Raw genomic sequence first — 22810 nt, 5'->3', positions numbered from 1 at the left:
CAGGTCTTCGCGGACCCGGCGGCTTCGCGGTGTTCCCGCGACGGCGGCCGCGGACTACTGCGGGGGGTTGCCGTGCTTGCGCGACGGCAGGTCGGCGTGCTTGGTGCGCAGCATGGCGAGCGAGGCGATCAGCACCTCGCGGGTCTCGGCGGGGTCGATGACGTCGTCGACCAGGCCGCGCTCCGCCGCGTAGTACGGGTGCATCAGTTCGGCCTTGTACTCCTTGACCATGCGTGTCCGCATGGCCTCCGGGTCCGAGGCCTCGGCGATCTGTCGGCGGAAGATCACGTTGGCGGCGCCCTCCGCGCCCATCACGGCGATCTCGTTGGTCGGCCAGGCGTACGTCAGGTCGGCACCGATGGACTGGCTGTCCATCACGATGTAGGCACCGCCGTACGCCTTGCGCAGGATCAGCGAGATCCTCGGCACGGTGGCGTTGCAGTACGCGTAGAGCAGCTTCGCGCCGTGCCGAATGATTCCACCGTGCTCCTGGTCCACACCCGGGAGAAAGCCGGGTACGTCCAAAAGAGTGATGATGGGGATGTTGAAGGCATCACACATCTGGACGAAACGGGCCGCCTTCTCGGAGGCCTCGATGTCCAGGACACCGGCCAGGACCTGCGGCTGGTTGGCCACGATCCCGACGACCTGGCCGTCCATGCGGGCGAGGGCGCACACGATGTTGCGGGCCCAGCGCTCGTGGATCTCCAGGTAGTCGCCGTCGTCGACGAGCTCCTCGATGACCTTGTGCATGTCGTACGGACGGTTGCCGTCGGCGGGGACCAGGTCCAGCAGGACGTCGCCGCGCCGGTCGGCCGGGTCGTCGCCGGCCACGGCCGGCGGGTTCTCCCGGTTGTTGGAGGGCAGCAGGCCGAGCAGGTACCGGACCTCGGCGATGCAGGTCTCCTCGTCGTCGTACGCGAAGTGGCACACGCCCGAGGTCTCGGCGTGCACGTCCGCGCCGCCGAGGCCGTTCTGGGTGATCTCCTCGCCCGTGACCGCCTTCACCACGTCCGGACCGGTGATGAACATCTGCGAGGTGTCCCGCACCATGAACACGAAGTCCGTGAGCGCCGGGGAGTAGGCGGCGCCGCCCGCGCACGGGCCGAGCATCACGCTGATCTGCGGGATGACGCCCGATGCCTTGGTGTTGCGCTGGAAGATCCCGCCGTATCCGGCGAGCGCGCTGACGCCCTCCTGGATACGGGCGCCCGCGCCGTCGTTCAGCGACACCAGCGGGGCACCCGCCGCGATCGCCATGTCCATGATCTTGTGGATCTTGGTGGCATGGGCCTCGCCCAGGGCGCCGCCGAAGATCCGGAAGTCGTGCGCGTAGACGAAGACCGTACGGCCGTCGACCGTGCCCCATCCGGTGATCACGCCGTCCGTGTGGGGCTTCTTCTGCTCCAGGCCGAAGCCGGTCGCCCGGTGCCGGCGCAGCTGCTCGACCTCCCGGAACGACCCCGGGTCGACCAGCAGTTCGATGCGCTCACGCGCCGTCAGCTTGCCCTTGGCGTGCTGCGCCTCGGTCGCCCGGTCGCTCGGTCCGCGACGGGCCTGCTCACGCATCGCCAGCAGTTCGGCCACCCGGCCGCGGGTGTCGCTCGGCTCGCCCGGAGTTTCGTCCACAACGGTCATGCACCGACCCTACGAACCCCGGCAAGCAAATCCTGCCGTCGACTCCGTACAGTCTCCCGACCCGATTCCTGGCGGAGCCTGACAGTGCCAGGGCGCCATGCAGGCGAAGTACCAGCTTTCGACGGTCCGGAGTTGTGCGGTTCCAACAAAGTGCGCCTGTGGTCTGCCACACACTCCTGTCAGCCTCGGAGTGTGCTCCGGTCGGGCGTTCCGCACGAGGGTACGCCCCCTCGGAGGTTCCGCGGTCCGCGGTGCCGGGGGAGCTCGGGACGACCGTCGGCCCCGGGGGACGGCCGGGGAGGCCGGAAGCTCCGGGAAGCCACGTCGGGTGGCCGGGCAGGCTCAGGAAGCCGGAATGGCCGGGGAAGCCGGGGAGGCTCAGGAAGCCGGAAAGACCGGAAGGGCCCGCCGGCTCATGGAGTCCGGCGGGCCTCCCCCGTCACGGCGTCGCTATCGGACGTCGCAGCGCAGAGTGCGCCCGTCCGTCCCCGGCCGGACCCTCAGCACCAGGCGCCGCCCGGTGGCGAGCACCTCGATGCCCGGGTCCGTCGAGACGACCCGGTGCACCGGCCGCTCCCAGACGACGTCCACCGGGGCGCCGCTGCGGTCGGGCCCGCTGACGCACACGGTCATGGTGCGCCCGCGCTCGCGCACGAGGACGCTCGCCGGGGCGGTGGCGGAGAGCGGCCCGGCCTCGCCCGGCTGCCAGAAGTTGGCGGCGGTGACGCCCAGGGAGCGCACGGAGACGGCCTGAACGGCGGCGGTGTTGGTGTGCACGGTCAGCCACCGCCGGTCGGCGGCGCGGGCGGTGACGGCGCGGCGGGAGGCGCCGGGCATCAGCAGGTACGCGTAGTCGGCGTCGACCGGGTCGGTGCCGTGGTCGAGCCACAGGGTCTGGTAGCGGCGGGTGCGGCGCTCGGTGGAGCTGGTGGTGTTGATGTCGGACCAGGCTCCGGTGCGGTCCTCGCGCAGGGTGCGCAGTCCGGTGGCGCCGCCGGGGAACACCCAGCCGCCGTGCCCGTCCAGGTGGGCCCAGCGGGAGCCGGGGTCCGCGGTGAACGCGGCGGTGCCGTTCTCGCCGATCATGCGGTTGTCGACGACCGTCTCGACGGGTGTCGCGTCCGTGCTGGTGATGCCGGCGCCGAGGCAGACGACCGTGTCATCGAGGCAGAACCACGACTTGCAGGCCTGGAGCGTCGAGCCGAGGCCCTTGAGATGCTGGCCGACCGCCGCGAACTCGCCGTCGGTGGTGCCGCCGACCCAGGCCGCCGAGGGCTTGGCCGCGCCCCACTCGCCGCCCGCCCGGTCGGCGAGCCGCTTGGTGGACACGGTCGTGCCGGGCAGCCGGTACGGGTCGACGGTCGGCCAGAACCAGTCGGTGTACTGGTCGCCCTGCCGGTCGCCGGGCCACCAGTAGAGCATTCCCGCGCCGGTGTGCCAGCCGCGCGGGTTCTCTCCGTTGCCGCACTCGTAGTACGAGATCCGCTTGGAGGCCATGGAGAGACCCGCGGCCCAGTGCGGACGGCGGTGCACGGCGCGGTCCATGCCGGCGAAGAGGTGGTGGCCGATCCGCTCGGGCGCGGCGCGCACGGCACTGGCCTGGACGGCGTGCAGCCGGGACAGGTCCGCGATGCCGTACTGGGGTGCGGCGAGGACGGGGCTGGTGCGGTCGCGGGCGATCCAGCCCTTGATCATGCCGTGCCAGCGGTCGCGTTCCTCCGCCGAAGCACCCTGGGCGAGGAGCGCGATGCCGGCGATGATCCCCTGCCCGTGGAAGTGGTCGCCGCGCAGGATCCTGAGGTCGTCGCTCTTGAGCACGCCGCGGCTGATGGCCCGGCCGTTGACGCTGTCCATGACCAGGCCGTTGTAGATCAGCGGGGCGTAGGCCCTCTCGACGCTGTCGAGGATGATCTGCCGGTTCGGGTCGGTGACGGCCCAGGTGGACCCGGCGAGCAGCGCGAAGAGGCGGCCGAGCCCGTCGAGCATGACCTGGCCGTAGGTGCCGGAGTAGGCGATGGTGGTGTGCTGGATGAACGACCCGTCGGTGTACAGGCCGTCCCCCGTGGTGACGTAGGGGAAGACGGGCGAGAGCGCGTCGCGGGCCAGCTCGATCTTGGCCGGGGCCCGGCCGAGGACGCCGCGCATGACGACGGAGCGGCACAGGTCGACGCGGTTGGCGCCGGTGGAGGTGCCGCTGTAGTCGCGGAGCACGGAGTCGGGAATGAAGTGGTCGACGGCCGCGCAGGCGGCCTCGACGCGGGCGGTGCCCAGGTGCTCGTACAGGACGGCGGTGATGTCCATGAGGAGGCGCGGACTGCCGATCTGCCATTCCCACCAGTTGCCGTACGGCTTGACGGAGGCGTGGTAGGCGGTCGCGGCGAGGTGGTCGTAGCCCCGCACGATGTCGGCGAGGAGGGCGGCGTCGCCGGTGGAGCCGGTACCGGGCTGGGCGTACGCCTGGGTCATCGTCCACAGCCTGCTGTACGCCTGGGTGATGCCGGCCGGAGGGTCGTAGGGGGCGTCGGGCCACAGCGAGCCGGACTGCGGGTCCATCGTCGACCGGAACGTCCGCGCCCGGGTGCCGAGGGCGGTGAGGCGGGACGCGTAGGGTTCGGCGGTCGCGTCGAAGCCGGTGCCGAGCGTGATGACGGTCCACCGTCCACGCAGCTCGTCGAACTCGTCGGCGCCCATGGCGCCGATGCCGGTCGCCGCCGTCGCGGAGGCGGACGTGCTCGCTGCCGCGGCCGTGCCGGGGACGGCGACGGCCAGGGCGGCGCCCGCCGAGAGGGTGAGCAGGGTGCGGCGTGACCATTCGGGCGGTGTGGGCATGTGCGGCTCCGTTCTTCGCGGGGTCGGGGTCTGTATGTGTGGGGGTGGGGACGGGGCGGGTGTCCGCCGGGCGGCGCACCCGCCCCGGGTCTCGGGAGGAAGCTCAACTTCCGCAGTGGAAGCGGGCGTCGCCCCAGTCGGCGTGGTCGTTCCCGTTGCCGTCGCCGCCGTCGTCGACGATCAGGTCGACGTACCGGGCGCCGGTGAGATCGGCGGTCAGCCGCCAGGGGCCGTCGGCGGCCTTCAGCAGCGGTGATGCGGCCGTCTCCTTGCCGTCGGCGGCGACGGTGAACCGCACGCTGCCGCGCGTGGTCTGGATGTCGTCCACGCCCACCTCCGCCGTGAAGGAGGCGCAGTTGCCGCCCAGGTAGTAGCGGACCCGCGCCGGGGCGTGGGTGCCGAGGCCCTTGGTGTAGACGGTGCCGCCGATGGTGAGCGGTGTGCCGTCGCCGCCGCCCTGTTCGCCGTTGGAACGGTCGCGTTCGACCGGCCCCCAGCCGTTCTCGGCAAAAACCCAGTCGAGGTCGCTCGCCCAGCTGTCGGTGGCAGGCGGGGGCGGCAGGGTCCGTACGGAGGTCTGCGCGCCGAGCGCGCGCCGGGCGCCGCCGACCGTGTAGGAGGCCCCCGAACTCAGCTGGTACGTCTGGTACTTCGCATCGACCGGCGGGGTGACGTGCCAGCTTCCGGTGACCTCGGCGCCCGGGGCCACCGTGTCGAAGACGACGGCTCCGGCGGGCTCGGCCGTCCACCCCTCGGGGACGGTCAGGCTCAGCGCCACACCGTTCGCCGCGGTTGTCTCGTGGTTGGTGAAGGCCGCCCGGACGGTGTGGGCGGTGCCCGGCTCCAGGGTCTCGGCGCCCGGGTCGACGGCGAGCGTGCCGCAGGCGGCGAGTCCGTCGGCGGGGGCCGGCCCGAGGTCGGTGACGGTGAACGCGTCGAGGACGAAGTCGGCGCCGTCGGGGGCGTCGCCACGCTTGCGCAGCCCGGTCCAGGTGTCGCCGCAGCCCGCGGTGACGGTCTCGGTGAAATGGCCGGTGACGCGCTGCTGCCCGATGGGGGTGGCACGGGTCTCGACGGAACGTGGTGTGCCGTCGGCGGCGATCCGGTCGTAGCCGTCGACCCACTCGTACGCCCCGGCGTGACTGGACTGGTAGTCGTACTCGACCCGGTAGCGGTGGCCGTCGGTCATCGGCACGGTCCACGGCGCGGTGCGGTAGACGAGCCCGGAGTTCTCCTCGTGGGACTTGAGGGATTCTCCGCCGCCGATCACGTCGTCGACGAGCTTCCCGTTCCAGCCCGACCGGGTGTACGGGGCGTGCAGCCGGGAGAGGACGGTGCGGGGGTCGGTGGAGCCGCCCGCGTCACCCTTGAGGAAGGGGCCCCAGCCCTGGTCGACGTCCTCGAAATCCTCGTACACGACGGTGTTCTTCCTGGTCGCCGGGGCGTTGGCGACGATGCGCACGTCGTCGACGCGGACGCGCGCCGCTGCTCCGCCGGCCGCCTCGACGCGCAGCGTGGTGCGCCCGTTCGCCGGGGCGGTGAAGTTCACCTTGGCGCGCTGGACGTACGTGCCGTGCCAGTCGGAGGCGGCGACCTGGTCCTTCACCGTGGAGCGTTCGACGGATACGGCCTTGCGGCCGGTCCTCCCCTTGGTGTCGTCGTCCACCGAGAGAGTCGTGCGGCGGGTCTTCCCCGGCTCGACCTCGATGAGCGCGGAGGCGGTGTAGCGCCTGCCGGGCGTGAGCCCGTCGATGCGCTGCTGGATCGCCGCCGGTGAGCTCCCGCCGAACCGGGCGCTGTTGCGTCCCTGGCCGTCGGTGTCGCGTGCGACGGCCCCGGTACGCGTCCAGGAATCGAGCCGGGCGTCGTTGAAGCCGGGGTCGCGGACCGGGGTGTCCTCGCCCCAGCGAGGGTCGGCGGCCTTCGGCGCACGGCCCGGGTGGAGGACGTACGGCTGTCCGGCCTCGGCGGTCAGCGTGATTCTCCCGTCGACGGCCCTGACCGTGCCGGCCTCGACCCGGCCGTTGACGGTGAGCTTGTAGACGGTGTACGGGCCGTCGGACGGCACGGCCCAACTGGTCGTTCCACCGGCCTTGTTGTAGTGGTACAGCTTCTTCCCACCGTCCCAGGGCAGCAGGTAGTCGGTGCCGCTGAGGACCTTGCGCCCGTGGTCGTAGAAGGTGCGCCGACCGTCCTCGACCGTGCCGCGAAGGCCGCCCGTGAAGGTGATGTCGTTCCCCTCCCAGCGCGTGATCCTCTGCTGCTGGAGGAACTTGGCGGGCAGGTCGCGCTGCCAGACGTTGGCGTAGAAGGCGTTCCAGTCGGTCTCGCCGGTCCAGCCCTCGAACTCGGCGATGGCGGTCTGCCCGAGGACCGGATCGTTGTTCCAGGTGTCCCGCTCGCCGTTGCGTATGAAGCGGATGATCTTCGAGTTGAGGCCCTTGTTGGTGGCGCCGCCGTAGTCGAGGTCGTTGGCCCAGTGCGACCAGAGGGTGCCGCGCTCGAACTTGTCGGACCACTCGCTGCCGACGTTCCACCCCTGCTTCCGCAGGATCTGGAGGGTCTTGTCCGCGATCCAGCCGTGCGTGTAGTAGACGTCGATGTAGAGGAAGCCCAGGTTGCGGTCGGTCTCGTCGCGCAGCTGCTGGAAGCGCCGGGCCAGGTCACCGCTGTTGAGGTCGCGGCGCTGGTCGATGTAGTAGCTCTGGCCCAGCCAGTTCCAGCCGGGCCTGTTCTTGTCGACGAGCTGCTCGTCGAACTCCCTGGCCTCCGGGTACGCCTCCGTGGCGTTGACGTGGACGCCGAAGGTCGCACCCCACTTCTTTCCCTTCCTCAGAAGGGAGTTGAGGTCCTTCAGGCCCCCGGCGCGCTCGTTGTAGTCGCCGCCGTAGTCGGGGTGGGCGGAGTCGTGCCCCTCCGAGGCGTACCCCTTGAGCACCGCCAACTGCCCGAGCCCGTCGGTCGCGAGCGAGATCCGCTTGACGTCGTCGAGCGTGCGCAGGAAGGGGTGGGTGGCCTGGCTGGCGAAGTTGAACGGGATGTGGGTGATGACCCGGTCCGGGGTGTCCTCGCTGCCGGGCGCGGTGATGCCGATGGTCCGGAACGCGATGGCACCGTCCTGCCAGTCGACCCTGCGGTCGCCGTTGGCGTCGGGCGTGACGACGACCTTCGCCCAGGGCAGGTCGTCGCCGCTCTCCGGCTTCGGCGCGCCCTCGCCCCGGTAGGTCCACTGACCGGACCAGACGCCGACCCGGATCCTGCCGCCTTCCCCGTCCCCGTCCCCGTCCTTGCGGGCCTGGTGCCAGAACCGGGCGTCGTCACCGCCGGTGGCCCCGGAGGGCTTGTCGTACGAGGAGTTGGACTCGACGGCGGCGGCGAGCGAGCCGGTGTTGACGATCGCGTACGAGGCCCCGACGGGCGCCGCGTCCGGGGCGGTGTCGGCGGTGACCGGGGCGAAGACGTCGGCGGTCCGGGTGGAGTCGGTGTCGAGCCGGGTGAAGGCGGTGGCCGCGCCGGTGTCGGCGGAGCCGACGGAGACCAGGTCGTGGCCGGGTATCTCGATGGTCCCGACGCGGTGCGCGCCGGTGTCGCGGACGGCCGTGATCCTGAAGGTGGTGGCACGTCCGGAGACGGAGAGCGAGGCGTCGATCTCGACGCCGGGCAGGTCGGGGAAGGTCAGCGTGTAGCGCGCGGTCGTACCGGTGACACGGGGCGAGCTCTTGAGCCGTACGGGGTGCGGGGTGCCGTCGAGCGTGACGGACGTGACCGGCCGGGTGCTGCCGAGCAGCCGGGCCCCGCTGGACCTGTCGGTGTACGCCAGGACGCGCGGGAAGTCGTCGGCGACGGCGACGGACAGCTGCGCGGAGGCGATGACGGCGGCGTCCGCCGGTACGTCCGCCGTCTCGGCCGCGGCAGGTGAGTCGGCGGCGAAGGCCGCGACGGGTGAGGGGGCGGCGAAGGCCGTGGCGGGGAGAGCGGTTCCCACCAACGCCAGTACTGCGGCTGAGGCGGCGGCTGTAGCGCCCGCCGAAGTGAATCTTCGCGACATGTGCACTGCGTAGTCCCCGCGCCCGGACACCGTCAATGACCTGCGACGACTCCGCGTGCTCCAGTCCAACAACCGCGATACGTAAGTCCAAGTGACGGAACGTGACCAGTACCCGGGGGCACGATGCCGGACCGTCCGCCACGCGAACGGCGCCATCGGCACGGGGCGGGGCGCCCCCGTGCTCCAGTCCACAACCGCTTTACGTGGATGGCGGGTGGCACGACCGGGCAGACGGCAACACCACGCCCACCACCTCCTCGATCGGCCGCCGACAAGCCCTGCTCACCAGCGGAGGGCGGTGAAGTCGATCGGCCGGGGCCGCAACGACCCCGTGCGTTCCGCCAACGCGCACAGCCGCCGGGACATCTCGTCGGCGTCCAGCCGGCACCGGTCGCCGTGCCCCGGCAGCACCCACTCGAACCGCAGATGCCCGGCCGTCCGGGCCAGGGAGGCAGCCAGTACCTCGATGGAGTACCAGGTCACGCTCTCCGCGACTTCGAGATCACCGGTCGTGCGCGACCAGTAGAAGCTGTCACCGCTGAAGCAGTACCGGTCGTCCGCGAGGTAGAGCACACTGCCCCGGGTGTGGCCGGGCAGCGGATGGGCGGTGACGCCCTCACCGATCTCGACGGGGTCGAGCCCCCGGATCACCTGGTCCGCGTCCGGTACCGCGTCGAGGTCGCCTTCGTGGATCCACAGCCGGGCACCGAAGTGATCGGCGTAGCGCCGCCCGTGCGCGACGTGGTCGCGATGGGTGAGCAGCACGTCGGTGACGGGGCCCGATGCCGCGTACCGCTCGGCGAGTCCGGGGCTCCAGCGCGGGGTGTCGACCATCATGACCGTGCCCGAGGGCCGAAGGAGGAGGTAGGAGTTCGCGCCGGCGGTGCGCCGGGAGTTGTGCCCGCAGACCAGTACGCCGTCGTCCAGCGCCATCGGGAACGGGTCGAGTGCCGGGTCGATCCGCCCCGACGCGGGACGGATCGAGCGGGTGTGACAGGCGAAGGCGGCGGCATGTAAGCGCCGCGCCTCCGCCTCGTCGTCCGGTTGCCGCAGGATCCGCGATGTCCTGTCCTCCTCGACGATCAGGTCGGGCGCGAATTGCCGGGCGACGTCGCAGTTGGTGCAGCGATCGTCCACGTACCAGTCGTCCACGGCCGGGTTCCTTCCACTTCCACGGGAACGACCCGTCGAGGGCCGCTGTCCCAGAAATAACCGACGCACGACCGAAACCGGTAGGACCCGCCACTCTGGTATTTCCGGTTCTGTGCCCCTCTCGGAGCGGGCCAACCGGAGGGAATCACCGGCCGCGCACCGCGAACTCGCACCACACCACCTTGCCGGGGTTCCGCTCCCCCACGCCCCACTTGTCCGCGAGCGCCGCCACCAGCAGCAGCCCCCGCCCGCCTTCCGCGTCGGGCTCCGGGGCCGCATCGGCCGGACCGACCTTCCCGTCGCCGCTGTCGTGGACCTTGACGCGCAGGATGTCGTCCGTCGGTTCCAGCTGCATGCTCACCTGGTACCCCCGCCCGGGTGGGACGCCGTGCAGCAGGGCGTTGGTGACGAGTTCGCTCACGCAGAGCAACACGTCGTCGGCACGGGACTCGCACGCCCAGTCGACGAGCGCCTTGCGTACGAACCGCCGTACGAGCGGCACGGATCGCCGCTCACGACTGTGGAACGACGTGCAGGAGTACGGGAGTTGATTTACCTCATTCACACCACCAAGGTCACACAAAGTCACCAGCTTTGATCAGCGTGTGAGGCCGTACGTCGCACACGTACGGCTTCTGACGGGTCATACGGGTTTCACAACGGGGAGAGGCAATCCATGCACTCGGCAAAGAGGAACAAGCGGATCACGTCCTGGCACCTGATCGGCGCCCAGTTGGCGACGTTCCGCAAGGCGGCACGGATGACGCAGGCGGCACTGGCGGACCGGTGCTGCGTGGGCGAGGAGACGATCGCGTCGGTCGAACAGGGGCGCAGGCCGCTACAGGCGGACTTCGCGGTCCAGTTGGACGAACTGCCGGAGACGAAGGGGGTGTTGCAGGTCGCGGTGGCGAGGGTGCCGAAGAAGGAACGGTTCCCGGCGTTCGTACAGGACTTCATCGACTATGAGCAGGATGCGCTGACGCTGCTGTCGTACGAGAGCCAGGCTGTACCGGGCCTGCTCCAGATCGAGGAGTACATCCGGTTCCTCTTCTCCTGCCTCTATCCACCCCTCGAAGAGGACGAACAGGAAGAGTGGGTGGCAGCCCGGCTCGACCGGCAGAGGCTCCTGCAACGCAAGCCCCGTCCCATGCTGCACTTCATCCTGGAGGAGAGCATCCTCCGCAGCGAGATCGGGGACCCCGCCATAATGCGAGGACAGATCGAACACTTGCGCCGCTGCATGGAACTCCCCTTCCTGGGGCTCCAGATCATGCCGATGAAACTCCCGAGGCATGCCGGGCTGTCGGGGCCCATGGTGCTGTTGGAGACCCCTGACCATGACCATCTCGCTTATGTCGAGGGGCAACTGACCAGTTACCTGCACGAGGACCCCGACGACGTCAGTGTGCTCCAGCAGAAATATGGGATGCTTCGATCGCAGGCGCTCTCCGTCGAGAAGAGCGCGCGCCTACTGGACGAACTGCTTGGAGAGAAATGACCCGCGCAGCACACCCGGCTCCCCGTACCACCGCCCTGGCCTGGTTCAAGTCCAGCTACAGCACCGACCAGGGCGGCAACTGCATCGAAGTCGCCTACGACTGGCGCAAGTCCAGCTACAGCAGCCCCCAGGGCGGCGACTGCGTCGAGGTGGCCGCCCACCCCGCCGCCGTGCACATCCGTGATTCCAAGGTCGTGGGCGGCCCGATCCTCACCGTCCAGCCCACCACCTGGATCGCCTTCATCACAGCCACCGCCTGACAACCCACCGCCCTCGGCCCGCTGTTCGGGTCGAGGCACCGGTGAATGTGCAGGGACGCCCCGTCAGTCGCTGAGCCCCAGTCGCAGCGCGAAGACCCCGATGACGGTGCCGGTGACACGATCGAGGATCTTGCGCGCACCGGGTTTGCGCAGCCACGCGCTCAGTGCGGTCGCGGAGGCGATCAGGACACCCGACCAGATCAGCCCCAGCACGATGTGAACGACGGTCAGCAGCAGCCCCATCGAGAAATGCGGCGCACCCGCCGGGATGAACTGGGGCAGGATGGCGACGTAGAAGACGCCCATCTTCGGGTTGAGCAAGTTGGTCACCGTGCCTTGTCGCCATCCCCCGACCAATGTGTCGACTCCGGCACGGGCCTCGGCCGGATCGATGGTGGGCCGCTCCTGGCGGAAGGTGTCGCGGATCATGCGGACGGCCATCCAGAGCAGGTAGGCGACACCGGCCCAGCGCAGGATCTCGTAGGCGACGTGCGAAGCGGTGAGCAGGGCGGTCACCCCGAGGGAGGTGAGAGCGCCCCAGATGAGGGTTCCGGTCTGAATCCCGAGGACGACCCCCCATGCCCGGGTCCTGCGGCCCAGGCCGGCGGTACGCAGGATGAGGGCCGTGTCGAGGCCGGGAGTGAGGGTGAGGAGCCCTACGACGAGGGCGAAGGACCACAGCGCGGTGCTTATTGCCATGGAATGCCAGCCTATCCCGGAACGCGCACTCCAACGGCTCCGAGCCGACTGCGCGATACGTCACCGAGCAGGAACCGCAGGCAGCGCGCACCGCCACCGTCGAGCGCGCCACGCCCACCATCCCGAAGCAGAATCGCACAGATTGAGGTTAATTACCCGACTTCCACTACTGCTTGGATTCTCATTGATCGCCGTCTTTCAAAGCTCTCCTGGTGATACCGTTCTTTTTCTCTGGCAGCATGGGCGAGGGGGCGAAAGGCGCAGCCATCTTCGCCCTACGAACCAGTCGGGCCTTTACGCACATCTGCTGCCGACCGTTACTCAAAATGCGCAGCCGCACTGACCTTGCGTGTGCATATTTTTAAAATCGCATACATGTGAGATGGGGAAAGCAAGTGAATCGTTGCTGATGAGGCCAGGTCCAGCATGGGTGGCCGTTGCCGTCGTGGCCATGTCGGCAACCGGCTGCACGGCCGGCGGCGGCCCCGAGGCATCCGGGAGTGCGGCCGCCACGGGCTCCGCGGAGGGGGCGCCACCCGGCGCCCCGCCCCACCCCCTGGCCTGGTTCAAGTCCAGCTACAGCACCGGCCAAGGCGGCGATTACGTCGAGGCGGCAGCCCACCCCGCCGCCGTCCACATCCGCGACTCCAAAGTCGACGACGGCCCCATCCTCACCGTCCGACCTGCCACTTGGCCCACCTTTCATCATCGTCGCCGGGCTCTGACCACTCTCCCTCCACACGACGGCACCGCCACCGTCCTATTCCGCCCTGGCCAACTCGTCGCGCTACCGGGGACGATGACCCCTTACTGAGAATTGTTTCCAGGGACGCGAGGCCCAGTATGCCGCCCTCGCGATCGCGCAGTCAGCCTGCGAATGAATGAGCCAGTCGGCCAAACTGCCGGGGACCAGGCGCAGTAGGCGACGGTCAATACAGCTACCACCAGGCATCCCGGGGTGACGAAGAATTGACCGACATCTCTGACCCTGCTGATCATTTCCCCGGTTCCCTGCAGGAGACCTGACGCAAGGACACAAAGACCAGTCAGCCCCAGAATATAAATTCCAGCCGTCAAGCGGGACAATTTTCCAGCCGGCCTCACGTCGGCACCCGGCGAGATGAATACGGGTGCCACCACAGGAGCCAGGGCGGCATAAAGAAGTGCGACTATCGACACAAGGATGGTCGAGGTGCGTGAAACATATCCCCAGAGGTGATCGACGAAGCCTCCTGGCTGCGTCGCCGTCGCACCAGCGGCCCCGACGAGTAGCAGCCATATGTACGCCAGGCAGAAAGCCACTCGATTTTTAATATTCCTGTCGACGTTTCCCATGTTTTCCTCAAACTCTTCTTTCACCGTCTGAGCGCGCAGATCTACTGGTGACCGGGTGGTGCAGCCGTACACCACCCGGTCACCTCTATCTTCGTTCGGATCGACGTTTACGGGTAAGACTGGTCAGCAGTGGCCTCGGCGGGCGTACCGGCCAACATGCCATCCCGCTCCTATCGTCGTGGCTCCGCCTACCACGTCTCCGTTCACGCTCTTCCCTCGAACGACATAACCTGCTGTGGCGCCAGCGCCCCAAAGTCCTGCACCGTAAGCGAAGCAGCCCCTGGTAGAACGGCCGTTGATTCGCGGTGCCCTGTGTTTACTGGCGCACGTGTAGCGGCTGACGGAACGCACCTTTGACGCCGCGTGCCTCGCCCTGTTGATCGTCCGGACAGTGCGATATGCGCGGTAAGCCCGTACACCCCATGCCACAGCTCCGACGCCGGGTATGAATCCAGCGGCGGTGAGTGCGATGTCCCACTTGTACTTACGGACGACCCGTCCGGCCCTCTTGGCCACTCGCTTGGCCTTGCTCCACCAGCTCTTGCCGTCGAGGTCGAACTGGTTGATCGGGTCGCCCGGGTACGCGTAGCTGTTCGCGCCACCGCCGTACACCGGTTCGAGAGACAGGAACCGGCCTGTGAGTGGGTTGTAGAGGCGCACACCCATGAGGGTGAGTCCGGTGAGAGTCTCGGTTGAGCGTTGCTTGGCGCCGAGCCAGTTGTAGCGGGTGGCTGCCTGGCCGGTGCGTGGGTTGCCGTACTCGTCGGAGTCCAGGGCGACGGGGGGCTTGTTGGTGTCAAGTGGGAGCTGGAGTGCGATGTCGCCGTGGATGGTGGTGAGCTGCAGGATCGTTTCGCCGGACTTGCTGGTGGTGGCGGCGAGGTCGCCCGTGGGGGGAGGTGACGTTGCGGGTCAGGGCTCCGGTGGTGGTGTCCTCGGTGATCCATCGCGGGTTGTCGCCGTCGCTGGAGTAGTGGTTGACCTTGGAGCCGGTCTGGGTCCAAGTGGAGCCACTACCGGTCTCGGTCTTGAAGGAGCGGAAACGCAGGCTGGCGTCGAGCTGCCAGGTCTGGCGCTTGCCGCCCGAGGTCTGCTGGTGGGCGAGGTCGTTCGCGTAGTAGCCGATGGTGCTGCCGGGCAGGGCGGTGGTGCGGCCGAAGGCGTCGTAGGTGTAGCCGGTGTCGACAAGTCGGTCGGCGCCGTCATAGGTCTGGTTGGTGGTGGTGCCGCCGGTGGCGGTGCAGCCCAGGCCCGAGGTCACCGGGGGCGAGGTGAGGGACTCGCGGTTGGTACGGCCGCGGAGAAGCCCAAGGGCCGCCCGGTTTCTTCCGTGAAATCTCTTTCGAGGTGCGAGTGTCTTCCACAGCGGCCCAGAGAGTTATCAATTCCCGTTTTTATGCAATCTCTTCGCCTTGGAAGTCTTCCAAATATCCTCAATGATCAGGGTAGCCAGAATGATGGTGTAAGCCGCCGGGAGGAGGGACCACCAGGACCCCCAGGACGAGAGAGTGAAAATCACTCCCCCTATCATGAATACAATTTTCCCAGAGCGATCCCCTGCCCAGCTTCGCGCCATGCCCCCCCACCCCACCTATCTAAATGTGAGTAATTCAGTCGACGGGGGTTTCGATCTCGCGAACCCCCGCCAACCGGGATTCTACCTACCGTCGGCCGCAGCCCTTACCTCGGGAGCCGGGTCCGCACCAGACATACTTTTTGAACCATTTTGCCGCTCTAGTTCGTGCCAGGGAATCGACCGATCGCGTGTAATTTCTGTACTGCGACTTCAGGTCAGCAGTGCATCCGATCATGGAACCGGTGCAGTCGCCGAATTGCGATCGATTCTTGAAGCAGCCTTTTACTTTCCTTGCCATCTTGCGGGGGCTTTTAGCAATTCGCCACGCTTGGCGAAAATTCCTGATCCTGGAGAAGGGGGAAATGAACGATGGCCGAGGCTTGACGCTCTCGCCGGGTCGCCGGAACACTGGTGCGCACCTGCGGACGCCGCCGGGCCCCACCCCGTACGACCGGCTCCGCCCGCACCCCCACACGTCTCGGGAGTCCTCTCGTGATCTCACGCAGAACGTTCCTGACCCGCGGCGCCGCCGCCTCCGTTACTGCTCTCACCTCTCCCCTCTGGACCGAGGCACTGGGGTCGAGTGCCTTCGCCGCAGCCCCGGCGACCTGTGAACTCGCCCTGGAGAACCGGTCGTTGCCGGGCAGGGTCAACGCCTATGTCACCGGTCACGAACAGGGCACCGGCAGCTGGGTGCTGCTGCGGGCCGACGGCAGTATCCACCGGCCCGACTCCCCCGCCGCGCCGCAGACGCCGTTGCCCGTCGACTGCGCGATCCCGTTGAACGCGGCGGGCGGGGCGCCCGTCGTGCTGACGCTGCCGCAGATGTACGGCTCGCGTGTCTACTTCGTGCGGGACGACACCCTGGATTTCTTCCTCAACCCCGGCCCGGCCCTGGTCGAACCGGCGTTCGCGACTCCCACCGACCCCAACTACGGGCGCACCTGGTCGTTCTGCGAATTCACCTTCGACCCGCAGCAGTTGTACGCGAACATCAGCTATGTCGACCTGGTCACCGCGCTGCCGATCGGCCTGACCCTGGAGGGCGACGCCACCCACACCGTGGCCCCGCTCCCGGACGGTGCGGTCGGGCGGATCGCGGACGGGCTCACGGCCCAGGCCGCCGTCGACGGGCAGCCCTGGGACAAGCTGGTGATCCGGGGTGCGGACGGCGGGGTGCTGCGGGTGATCTCGCCGCAGAACCTCATGGCCCCGTTCTTCGACCGACCGGACGAGATGCCGTTCCGGGACGCGTTCACGGCGTACATCGACCAGGTCTGGGAGAAGTACCGCTCCACCGATCTGCGGATCGACCTCCAGGGCGGCCGGGGCGTCCGGACCGGTCGGGTCACCGGTGACGTGCTGACGTTCGACGGCGGGCACGCCTTCACCAAACCGGTCTCCAGGGACGTCTTCACCTGCGACCACGGGCCGTTCGCCAACGACCCGGGCGCCCCGGACGACAAGAAGGCGCTGCTGGCCCGGCTCGCGGCCGGGTTCAACCGTTCCCTCATGCTCACCCACCCCGACCAGCCCAACGGCATTCCCGCGGCGGACTGCTACCGGGGCCCCGTCACCAACCACTGGGCGCGCGTCGTCCACGCCAACAGTCCGATCGGCTACGCCTTCCCGTACGACGACGTGCGCCCCGACGGCGAGCCCGATGTCTCGGGCGCCGCCAACGACGGCAATCCGCGCCGCTTCACGGTGAGCGTGGGGGCCTGAGACCCCCAGCCCCTCGACCGGAGCGCCGCCGTCAGGTGCTCGTGAGGACGACGAGCTGCCGGGTCGCCCGCGTCATCGCCACATAGCGGTCCACCGCTCCTTCGACGCCCTCGCCGAACGCATCCGGGTCGACGAGAACGACCAGGTCGAACTCCAGCCCCTTCGACAGCTCCGGGGTCAGCGACCGGACGCGGGGCATCGGCCGGAAGGCGGGATCGCCGATGACGCAGGCGGTCCCGTCGGCGTGCTGCGCGAGCCAGGTGTCGAGGATGGTGTGCAGGTCCGAGACCGGTCCGTGGACGACGGGGAGGCCACCGCTGCGGATGGAGGTCGGTACGTTGGCGTCGGGGAGCGCGGCCCGGACGACCGGCTCGGCCTCCGCCATGATCTCCTCGGGCGTGCGGTAGTTGATGCTCAGGGAGGCCAGGCCGATCCGGTCGAACCCGACGCGCTCCAGCCGTTCCCGCCACGACTCCGTGAACCCGTGCCTGGCCTGGGCCCGGTCCCCGACGACGGTGAAGCTCCGGGACGGGCAGCGCAGCAACAGCATCTGCCACTCCGCGTCGGTCAGTTCCTGCGCCTCGTCCACGACGACGTGCGCGAACGGACCGGCCAGCAGGTCGGGTTCGATGCCGGACGGGACGGTCCCGCCGGCCAGGGTGTCCTTCATGTCCTGGCCGTGCAGCATCGTCACCGCGCCCTCGCCGTCGTCGTCCGCCCGGAGGATGGTGTCGATCACCCTGGCCATGTGCTCGCGTTCCGCGGCGAGAGCGGCTCTGTGCCGTTGCGCCCGCCGCGACGCCTCCGGGTCGCCGAGCCGCTGCCGAGCCGCGTCCAGGAACGGCAGGTCGGACACCGTCCAGGCCGCGGCGTCCGTACGCCGCAACAGCCGGACCTCGTCCGGGGCGAGCCAGGGGGCGCACATCCGCAGGTAGGCGGGTACGGACCACAGATCCGCGACGAGGTCGGCCGCTTCGAGCAGCGGCCACGCGCGGCCGAAGGCCGTGAGCAGCTCCCTGTTCCGCAGCAGCGAGGTGCGCAGCAGCTGCTCCGGGGCGTCGCCCCCGTGCTTGTCCACCAGGATCGTGAGCAGTTCCTCCCAGACCTGGTCGCGCGCCTCGTTGTGCGCGGTACCGGGTTCCGCCGCTTCGAACGCCGCAGCCCAGTCGGCCGCGGTCAGCGGGATGTCGGACCAGTGGGTGGTGACCGTCATCGCCTCGGTGGGCGGCTCCTCGTAGAACCGGACGGCCGTCTCGATCGCCTTCACCAGGTCTGCGGACGACTTCAGGCGGGCCACCTCCGGGTCGGTCTCGGTCCGCGCCCCGGCCCCCTCGGCGACGAGGTCCCGCAGGGTGCACGTCCGCACGCCCTCCTCGCCGAGGCTGGGCAGGACGTCGGCGACGTAGCCCAGGTACGGCTGGTGCGGGCCGACGAACAGCACGCCGCCCCGGCGGTGACCGACCCGCGGGTCGGAGTGGAGGAGGTAGGCGGAGCGGTGCAGGGCGACGACGGTCTTCCCCGTGCCCGGACCGCCGTCGACGACGAGGGCGCCGCGCGATCCCGCTCGGATGATGGCGTCCTGGTCGGCCTGGATGGTGCCGAGCACGTCCCGCATCCGCTCCGACCGGTTGCCGCCGAGGCCGGCGATGAACGCGGACTGGTCGTCGAGCGCGGCGTGGCCGACGAACCCGTCCGGGGTGAACACCTCGTCCCAGTAGTCGCTGATCCGGCCGCCGGTCCAGCGGTACCGGCGACGGCTCGCCAGGCCCATCGGATTGCCGTGGGTGGCGCCGAAGAACGGTTCGGCCGCCGGGGAACGCCAGTCGACCAGCAGCCTGCGCCCCGAGTCGTCCGCCAGACCGAGCCGTCCGACGTACACGGGCTCGGCACCGTCCGCGCCGACCATGCGGCCGAGGCACAGGTCCAGGCCGAAGCGGCGCAGGGTGCGCAGGCGGGCGGTCAGCCGGTGGATCTCCGTGTCCCGGTCCATCGCCTGCCGTCCCAGACCGCCGGGCGCCCTGCGCTCGGCGTCGAGGCGTGCGGACAGCTCGGCGATCAGTTCGTCCAGGCACTGCGCGATGGCCGCGAAGTGCCGCTCGTCTTCGGAGACCAGCGCCGGATCGGCCTTGGCCGCGAGGCGGTCGGGAAGGTCGAAAGCGCTGGTGGTCAGGTGGTTCACTGCATCAACTCCGATGTGGGCCGTCGGCGGAACGGTTTCGTCGTACGGCCGCCTGCGGCCGTTGGTCGTCGGTCACGCGGAGGCGGGCTGCCTCTCCCGGGCCGCCAGGTCGAACAGCAGCCGCGCCGCCGCTCCGGCCCGGTCCAGGTACGCGGCCATCAACTCGGCCGCGCGCCGGGGCACGTCCGCCGGTGACGGGGGCGGCGTCCCGGTCATCAAGGCGCGCACCGACCAGCCGACCGGCACCATCTCCACACCGACCCCGGCCAGCCGCTGCGCGAACTCCTCGTCCGGCGGCGCGCACACCCGCACCTCCGAACCCAGTTCCCGCAGCCGCACCGTCAGCCCCAGCAGCGGCTCGACGCCCCCGCGCGAGGCGAAGGCCGACAACAACACACGCATTCCGTGCTCCCATTTCCGCAGAACCCGACCCAGGGCGGAGATTCTGCGGCACGATGGGGGCCTTGCCGCAAGGCCCCCACTGCGTTATAGGTTGAGAGTGGCAAGGAGCGGGTTCTCCCCTTGACCATCCATCGCACGGACGCCGACCGCACCTCCGGGCCCGGGGCTCCGCACAACCGCCCTCAAGCGCCGAAGCGTTGGATCAGCGTCCGCATCGTCTCGAATGCGGGCTTCGGGGCGTAGTCGTCGGTGGTGAGCCCGAAGCGGTGGAACAGCCCCGGGTTCGTGCTGTCGGCATCGCGCAGCGCGAAGTGGGTGTAGCCGCTCAGGTGGAGTTCCTTCGCGTGCGCGGCGACGACGCGGACGACGGTATCGACGACCTCGGCCTGACGCCGCGGGGAGCGTTCCGGCCCGGTGGGCCAGCCGTGCTCGGTGATGTGCAGCGGCAGGTGTCCCAGGCCCGCCGGTGCCAGCACCGCGTCACGGTGGTGGCGCAGCAGCCCTTCGACGGACGCAGCCAGATCGGCGGCGGGCACGGGATGGAACACATCCGGGAAGAAGTCCAGCCCCACGTAGTCGAGTTCGGCGATGAACTCGGCTCCTCCGAGAGCGGTGAGGTCGGTGACGAAGGAGGCGCCGGGCCCGAAGAGCGGCGTGGTGTTGAAACCGACCCGCAGATGCGTGTGTCCGAGTTCGCGCGCCCGCGCCTTGGCGGCGGACACGCCCCGGACGACCGCCTCGCGCACGCCCGGGTAGTAGCCGTCGAGCACGGGGTTCGACGTGACGTTCGGCTCCTCCGCCACTTGCAGCGTGTCGGTCGACGCCCCGTATTCGGTGACGAGTTCGCGCAGGAAGGCGCAGTATCCGTCTGCGTCGGCGTCCGTCGGGCGGTACTGGGCCACCAGATCCAGGCGGCGGCCCCGGACGGCGTAGCGGGTCGCGTCGGCGGGCGTCTCGATCGGGTGCGGGCCGTCGCCGGGGCGGGTGTCGCTCCCGAAACCCGTGTAGGCGCGCACCAGGAACGGGCGCCCGGCCCGGCCCTGGAGTCGGTCGAGCGCGTGGGAGATGCGGGCGGGGTCGTCGGGCGGGCCGGCGGCCAGTCCTCCACTGTCGTCACCGGCGACCGCGCCCGGGTAGATCCCGAAGATCAGTCCTTCGGGATCGGTCGGGCGCAGCCGCTCATGGGCCTTTGGGAGCAACCCTTCGGAAGCGGTCGGGCGCAGCCCCTCACGGGCGTTCCGGGGCAGCGCCTCCTGAGTGTCCGGCGTCACGCGTCCTCCCCCGCTTCGCTTTCCAGCTCCCGCTCCCGCTCCTGCCCGGCCGCGGGCCGCGCCGCCGGGGCTCCGGGCCAGGCCAGTTTCCCGGTCCGGATGTCGTCGACGACCGCGTCGATCCAGGCCAGTTCGGCGCGCGCCAGACCCGACGCGTACTCCGCCTCGATGACGTGCAGCCGGGGCACGCCGGCCGTCAGCGCTTCCGCGAGGCGTTCCTCGTCCGCCGCCGTACGTCGCCCGAGGCGCCGGGCCCGTTCGGTGAGGGCCTCGGCGGCCCCCTCCGGCCCCAGTGCGCCGAGGTAGCTGACGGCGCCCAGGAACTGCGAGAACTCCCTTTCCGGCGTACGGATCTGCTCGTCCAGCCGCCGTACGAGTTCCTCGCGCCCCGCGTCCGTGAGCGCGTACACGGTCCGCTCCGGGCGATTGCCCGAGCGCTGTCGGCCCTGAGCCGTCACCCATCCCGCGTCCGTCAGGGCGGCGACGATGTTGTAGAGCGTGCCGCGCGTGATCGCGACCGCGTGGTTGTCGCTGCGTCTTCGCAGCTCGGAGAGCATCTGATACGGGTGCGAGTCCTGCTCCAGGAGCAGACCCAGCACGGCGAGCACGATCGGGTTGTCGAGTGCACGACGAGGCATGGTCGAAATCTATCAGTCCAAATAGACTATTGAGCGACGCCCGAACGAAATCGGCCAACTCACGTGAGCGGCGGGAGTGATAGAGAGTCTGGGCATGGAGTTCTTCTGCTACCACCGCGACCGACCCGGCTCCACCGCGCTCCGATACGCGCTGCTGGAGGAGCACTTGCGCTACATGGACCGGTACGAGAAGGAGATGACCGCCCGCGGCCCCACGCTCGCGGACGACGGCGCCACCCCCACGGGGAGCGTGCACATCGTCGACCTGCCGGATCCCGCCGCCGCGCGGGCGTTCGCCTTCGACGAGCCCGGCTACCAGGCCGGCGCGTACCGGGACGTGCTGCTGCGCCGATGGCGCAATGAACTCGGGCGCAGCATGTGGGACTTCTCCGGCGGCCGTGCCGGGGGCCGCCGGTTCCTGGTGCTCGGCCTCGGCGCGGAGCCGGGCACCGGCCCCGACACGCCCACGGGCCGGGACGAGTTGATCGCGTACGGCCCGCTGCTGTCCGACGACGGCACCACCTGGCTCGGTACGGCGGCACTGGTCCGGGCGCAGGACCGGGACACGGCCCGCGCCGCGCTGACCCCGGGCCTGTACGCCGATGTCGAGGTCCACAACTGGCGTTTCGGCGGGCGGCCCGTCACAGGCTGAGAGGGCCCCAGGATCCCCCGCCCCCTCCGGCACTCCGAACCCCGGGCTCCTGGATGCCCGGAGTCCCGGATTCCCGGGCTCTCGGGCTCTCGGGCTCTCGGGCTCTCGGGTTCTCGGGACTCCGAGGCTTCGCCTCGCCGCAGACGTGCGCCGCTTCACAAACGGGTGTCCACAAACGAGTGCCGGCCCCCGACCGGTCGCCGGGGGCCGACATCACGCGCGTGCCGCGCACGGCATACCGCGCCGCGCCTGTGCGGTTCGCGTGCGTGGTGCGATGCGAGGCGTACGGTCAGCAGCCGCCGCAGTTGTAGTACGTGACGTCCCAGTGGTTGCCCTCGTCGGCGTAGATGTTGCCGGAGCCGGCCTTGTACTGCGGGGCGCCATCACCGCGCACCCCGATGTAGGTGAAGGTGTTCTTGACGTAGTTCGTCAGGCAGGTCGACTTGGCGAAGTCGAGCTTGTAGCCGTTCCAGTGCGAGTACGTGCCACCGGCGTGCCCGGTCTCGGTGCCGCCGGTGATGTTCAGCGCGCAACCCGTGGCGCTCTTGAGGGTCTGGGCGCCCTGGGCGGTGGGCAGGTTGAGCTGGTCGAACGAGGTGCAGGTCGAGACGTTGCGGTCGGAGCAGCCTCCGGAGGACGACCACGTGATCCCGGACGAGCTGAACCGGGCGGTGGCCTGGGAGTGGGTGAGCTTGGTGACGGCGTGCGCCTCGGTGGCACCGCCGCCGAGGACACCGATGCCGGGCGCGAAGAGGACGCCCAGGACGAGGGCGAACGCGGTCAGGACGGGGCGCAGTGTCATACGGGACACCATGGGGGGACTCCTCCTGGTCATGACAAACAAGGGCCAGGGAGATGGTGCCCGACTTCTACGCGCGTCGCCAGGGGGTGGCGGGATCGCGTGGACC

At 69.6% G+C, this 22810-nt stretch carries 16 protein-coding genes and 1 pseudogene; 5 read left to right on the top strand and 12 right to left on the bottom strand.

Annotated elements, in window-relative coordinates:
* Positions 1-54: 54 nt before the first annotated feature.
* The 5 genes from AMK22_RS13635 to AMK22_RS13615 all read right to left on the bottom strand — a co-directional run bounded on the left by AMK22_RS13635 (position 55) and on the right by AMK22_RS13615 (position 10232).
* Positions 55-1638: an acyl-CoA carboxylase subunit beta gene (locus tag AMK22_RS13635; RefSeq protein ID WP_073784774.1), complete on the bottom strand. Its 1584-nt coding sequence runs from the start codon at positions 1636-1638 to the stop codon at positions 55-57.
* A gap of 450 nt (positions 1639-2088) precedes the next feature.
* Positions 2089-4467 carry a polysaccharide lyase 8 family protein gene (locus AMK22_RS13630; RefSeq protein WP_073784773.1) on the bottom strand — a complete coding sequence of 793 codons (2379 nt, stop codon included), beginning with the start codon at positions 4465-4467 and terminating at the stop codon, positions 2089-2091.
* 103 nt (positions 4468-4570) lie between these two features.
* On the bottom strand, positions 4571-8515 hold the full coding sequence (locus tag AMK22_RS13625; RefSeq protein WP_073784771.1) for an endo-alpha-N-acetylgalactosaminidase family protein: 3945 nt from the start codon (positions 8513-8515) through the stop codon (positions 4571-4573).
* Positions 8516-8797: 282 nt separating this feature from the next.
* Positions 8798-9667, bottom strand: a complete 870-nt coding sequence (locus AMK22_RS13620) for an MBL fold metallo-hydrolase (RefSeq protein ID WP_073784769.1) — start codon at positions 9665-9667, stop codon at positions 8798-8800.
* A 145-nt stretch (positions 9668-9812) separates the two neighbouring features.
* Positions 9813-10232 (bottom strand): ATP-binding protein, encoded by a 420-nt coding sequence (locus tag AMK22_RS13615; protein ID WP_073784767.1) that lies wholly within the window; start codon positions 10230-10232, stop codon positions 9813-9815.
* A gap of 111 nt (positions 10233-10343) precedes the next feature.
* Here AMK22_RS13615 and AMK22_RS13610 point away from each other — a divergent pair, with 111 nt between their 5' ends.
* The gene (locus AMK22_RS13610; protein ID WP_073784765.1) at positions 10344-11165 is read left to right on the top strand and encodes a helix-turn-helix domain-containing protein; all 822 of its coding nucleotides are present in this window, start codon (positions 10344-10346) and stop codon (positions 11163-11165) included.
* Positions 11162-11425: a DUF397 domain-containing protein gene (locus AMK22_RS13605; protein WP_073784763.1), complete on the top strand. Its 264-nt coding sequence runs from the start codon at positions 11162-11164 to the stop codon at positions 11423-11425. Before AMK22_RS13610 ends, AMK22_RS13605 begins: the two co-directional genes overlap by 4 nt.
* A 63-nt stretch (positions 11426-11488) precedes the next feature.
* Here AMK22_RS13605 and AMK22_RS13600 read toward each other — a convergent pair whose 3' ends face one another.
* The gene (locus AMK22_RS13600) at positions 11489-12124 is read right to left on the bottom strand and encodes a LysE family translocator (protein ID WP_073784761.1); all 636 of its coding nucleotides are present in this window, start codon (positions 12122-12124) and stop codon (positions 11489-11491) included.
* Positions 12125-12506: 382 nt separating this feature from the next.
* Between AMK22_RS13600 and AMK22_RS42295 the strand changes: the two genes are divergently transcribed.
* Positions 12507-12938 (top strand): DUF397 domain-containing protein, encoded by a 432-nt coding sequence (locus AMK22_RS42295; protein WP_384411382.1) that lies wholly within the window; start codon positions 12507-12509, stop codon positions 12936-12938.
* A gap of 644 nt (positions 12939-13582) precedes the next feature.
* Here the strand turns inward: AMK22_RS42295 and AMK22_RS13590 are convergent.
* Positions 13583-14753: pseudogene (locus tag AMK22_RS13590) on the bottom strand (RHS repeat-associated core domain-containing protein); the annotation flags it as partial.
* A gap of 774 nt (positions 14754-15527) precedes the next feature.
* On the opposite strand from AMK22_RS13590, the gene AMK22_RS13585 reads away from it, so the two are divergent.
* Positions 15528-16760, top strand: a complete 1233-nt coding sequence (locus AMK22_RS13585; RefSeq protein WP_073784759.1) for a glycoside hydrolase family 64 protein — start codon at positions 15528-15530, stop codon at positions 16758-16760.
* A 31-nt stretch (positions 16761-16791) separates the two neighbouring features.
* Here the strand turns inward: AMK22_RS13585 and helR are convergent, their stop codons facing one another.
* The 4 genes from helR to AMK22_RS13565 all read right to left on the bottom strand — a co-directional run bounded on the left by helR (position 16792) and on the right by AMK22_RS13565 (position 21250).
* Positions 16792-18939: an RNA polymerase recycling motor ATPase HelR gene (gene helR / locus AMK22_RS13580; protein WP_073784757.1), complete on the bottom strand. Its 2148-nt coding sequence runs from the start codon at positions 18937-18939 to the stop codon at positions 16792-16794.
* A 72-nt stretch (positions 18940-19011) separates the two neighbouring features.
* Positions 19012-19341: a hypothetical protein gene (locus AMK22_RS13575; RefSeq protein WP_338014161.1), complete on the bottom strand. Its 330-nt coding sequence runs from the start codon at positions 19339-19341 to the stop codon at positions 19012-19014.
* A 182-nt stretch (positions 19342-19523) separates the two neighbouring features.
* Entirely contained in the window at positions 19524-20492 is a 969-nt protein-coding gene (locus tag AMK22_RS13570; RefSeq protein ID WP_073784954.1) for a hypothetical protein, read from the bottom strand.
* A gap of 116 nt (positions 20493-20608) precedes the next feature.
* On the bottom strand, positions 20609-21250 hold the full coding sequence (locus AMK22_RS13565; protein ID WP_073784755.1) for a PadR family transcriptional regulator: 642 nt from the start codon (positions 21248-21250) through the stop codon (positions 20609-20611).
* A 94-nt stretch (positions 21251-21344) separates the two neighbouring features.
* Here AMK22_RS13565 and AMK22_RS13560 point away from each other — a divergent pair, with 94 nt between their 5' ends.
* Complete coding sequence (locus AMK22_RS13560) at positions 21345-21902, top strand: YciI family protein (RefSeq protein WP_073784753.1); 558 nt, start codon at positions 21345-21347, stop codon at positions 21900-21902.
* A gap of 289 nt (positions 21903-22191) precedes the next feature.
* On the opposite strand, the gene AMK22_RS13555 is transcribed toward AMK22_RS13560, so the two are convergent.
* Positions 22192-22716 (bottom strand): hypothetical protein, encoded by a 525-nt coding sequence (locus AMK22_RS13555; protein ID WP_073784751.1) that lies wholly within the window; start codon positions 22714-22716, stop codon positions 22192-22194.
* Positions 22717-22810: the final 94 nt, after the last annotated feature.

Origin of the sequence: Streptomyces sp. CB01580 (assembly GCF_001905795.1) — a bacterium.
Classification (GTDB): Bacteria; Actinomycetota; Actinomycetes; order Streptomycetales; family Streptomycetaceae; genus Streptomyces.
The sequence above is the reverse complement of the archived record's forward strand: the minus strand, read 5'-3'. Positions and strand labels throughout refer to the sequence as shown.

Excerpts from the sequence above, each read along its gene's own strand:
- AMK22_RS13635 (WP_073784774.1), bottom strand. The coding sequence starts at position 1,638 with ATGACCGTTGTGGACGAAACTCCGGGCGAGCCGAGCGACACCCGCGGC.
- AMK22_RS13630 (WP_073784773.1), bottom strand. The coding sequence starts at position 4,467 with ATGCCCACACCGCCCGAATGGTCACGCCGCACCCTGCTCACCCTCTCG.
- AMK22_RS13625 (WP_073784771.1), bottom strand. The coding sequence starts at position 8,515 with ATGTCGCGAAGATTCACTTCGGCGGGCGCTACAGCCGCCGCCTCAGCC.
- AMK22_RS13610 (WP_073784765.1), top strand. The coding sequence starts at position 10,344 with ATGCACTCGGCAAAGAGGAACAAGCGGATCACGTCCTGGCACCTGATC.
- AMK22_RS13605 (WP_073784763.1), top strand. The coding sequence starts at position 11,162 with ATGACCCGCGCAGCACACCCGGCTCCCCGTACCACCGCCCTGGCCTGG.
- AMK22_RS13600 (WP_073784761.1), bottom strand. The coding sequence starts at position 12,124 with ATGGCAATAAGCACCGCGCTGTGGTCCTTCGCCCTCGTCGTAGGGCTC.
- AMK22_RS42295 (WP_384411382.1), top strand. The coding sequence starts at position 12,507 with ATGGGGAAAGCAAGTGAATCGTTGCTGATGAGGCCAGGTCCAGCATGG.
- AMK22_RS13575 (WP_338014161.1), bottom strand. The coding sequence starts at position 19,341 with ATGCGTGTGTTGTTGTCGGCCTTCGCCTCGCGCGGGGGCGTCGAGCCG.
- AMK22_RS13565 (WP_073784755.1), bottom strand. The coding sequence starts at position 21,250 with ATGCCTCGTCGTGCACTCGACAACCCGATCGTGCTCGCCGTGCTGGGT.
- AMK22_RS13560 (WP_073784753.1), top strand. The coding sequence starts at position 21,345 with ATGGAGTTCTTCTGCTACCACCGCGACCGACCCGGCTCCACCGCGCTC.
- AMK22_RS13555 (WP_073784751.1), bottom strand. The coding sequence starts at position 22,716 with ATGGTGTCCCGTATGACACTGCGCCCCGTCCTGACCGCGTTCGCCCTC.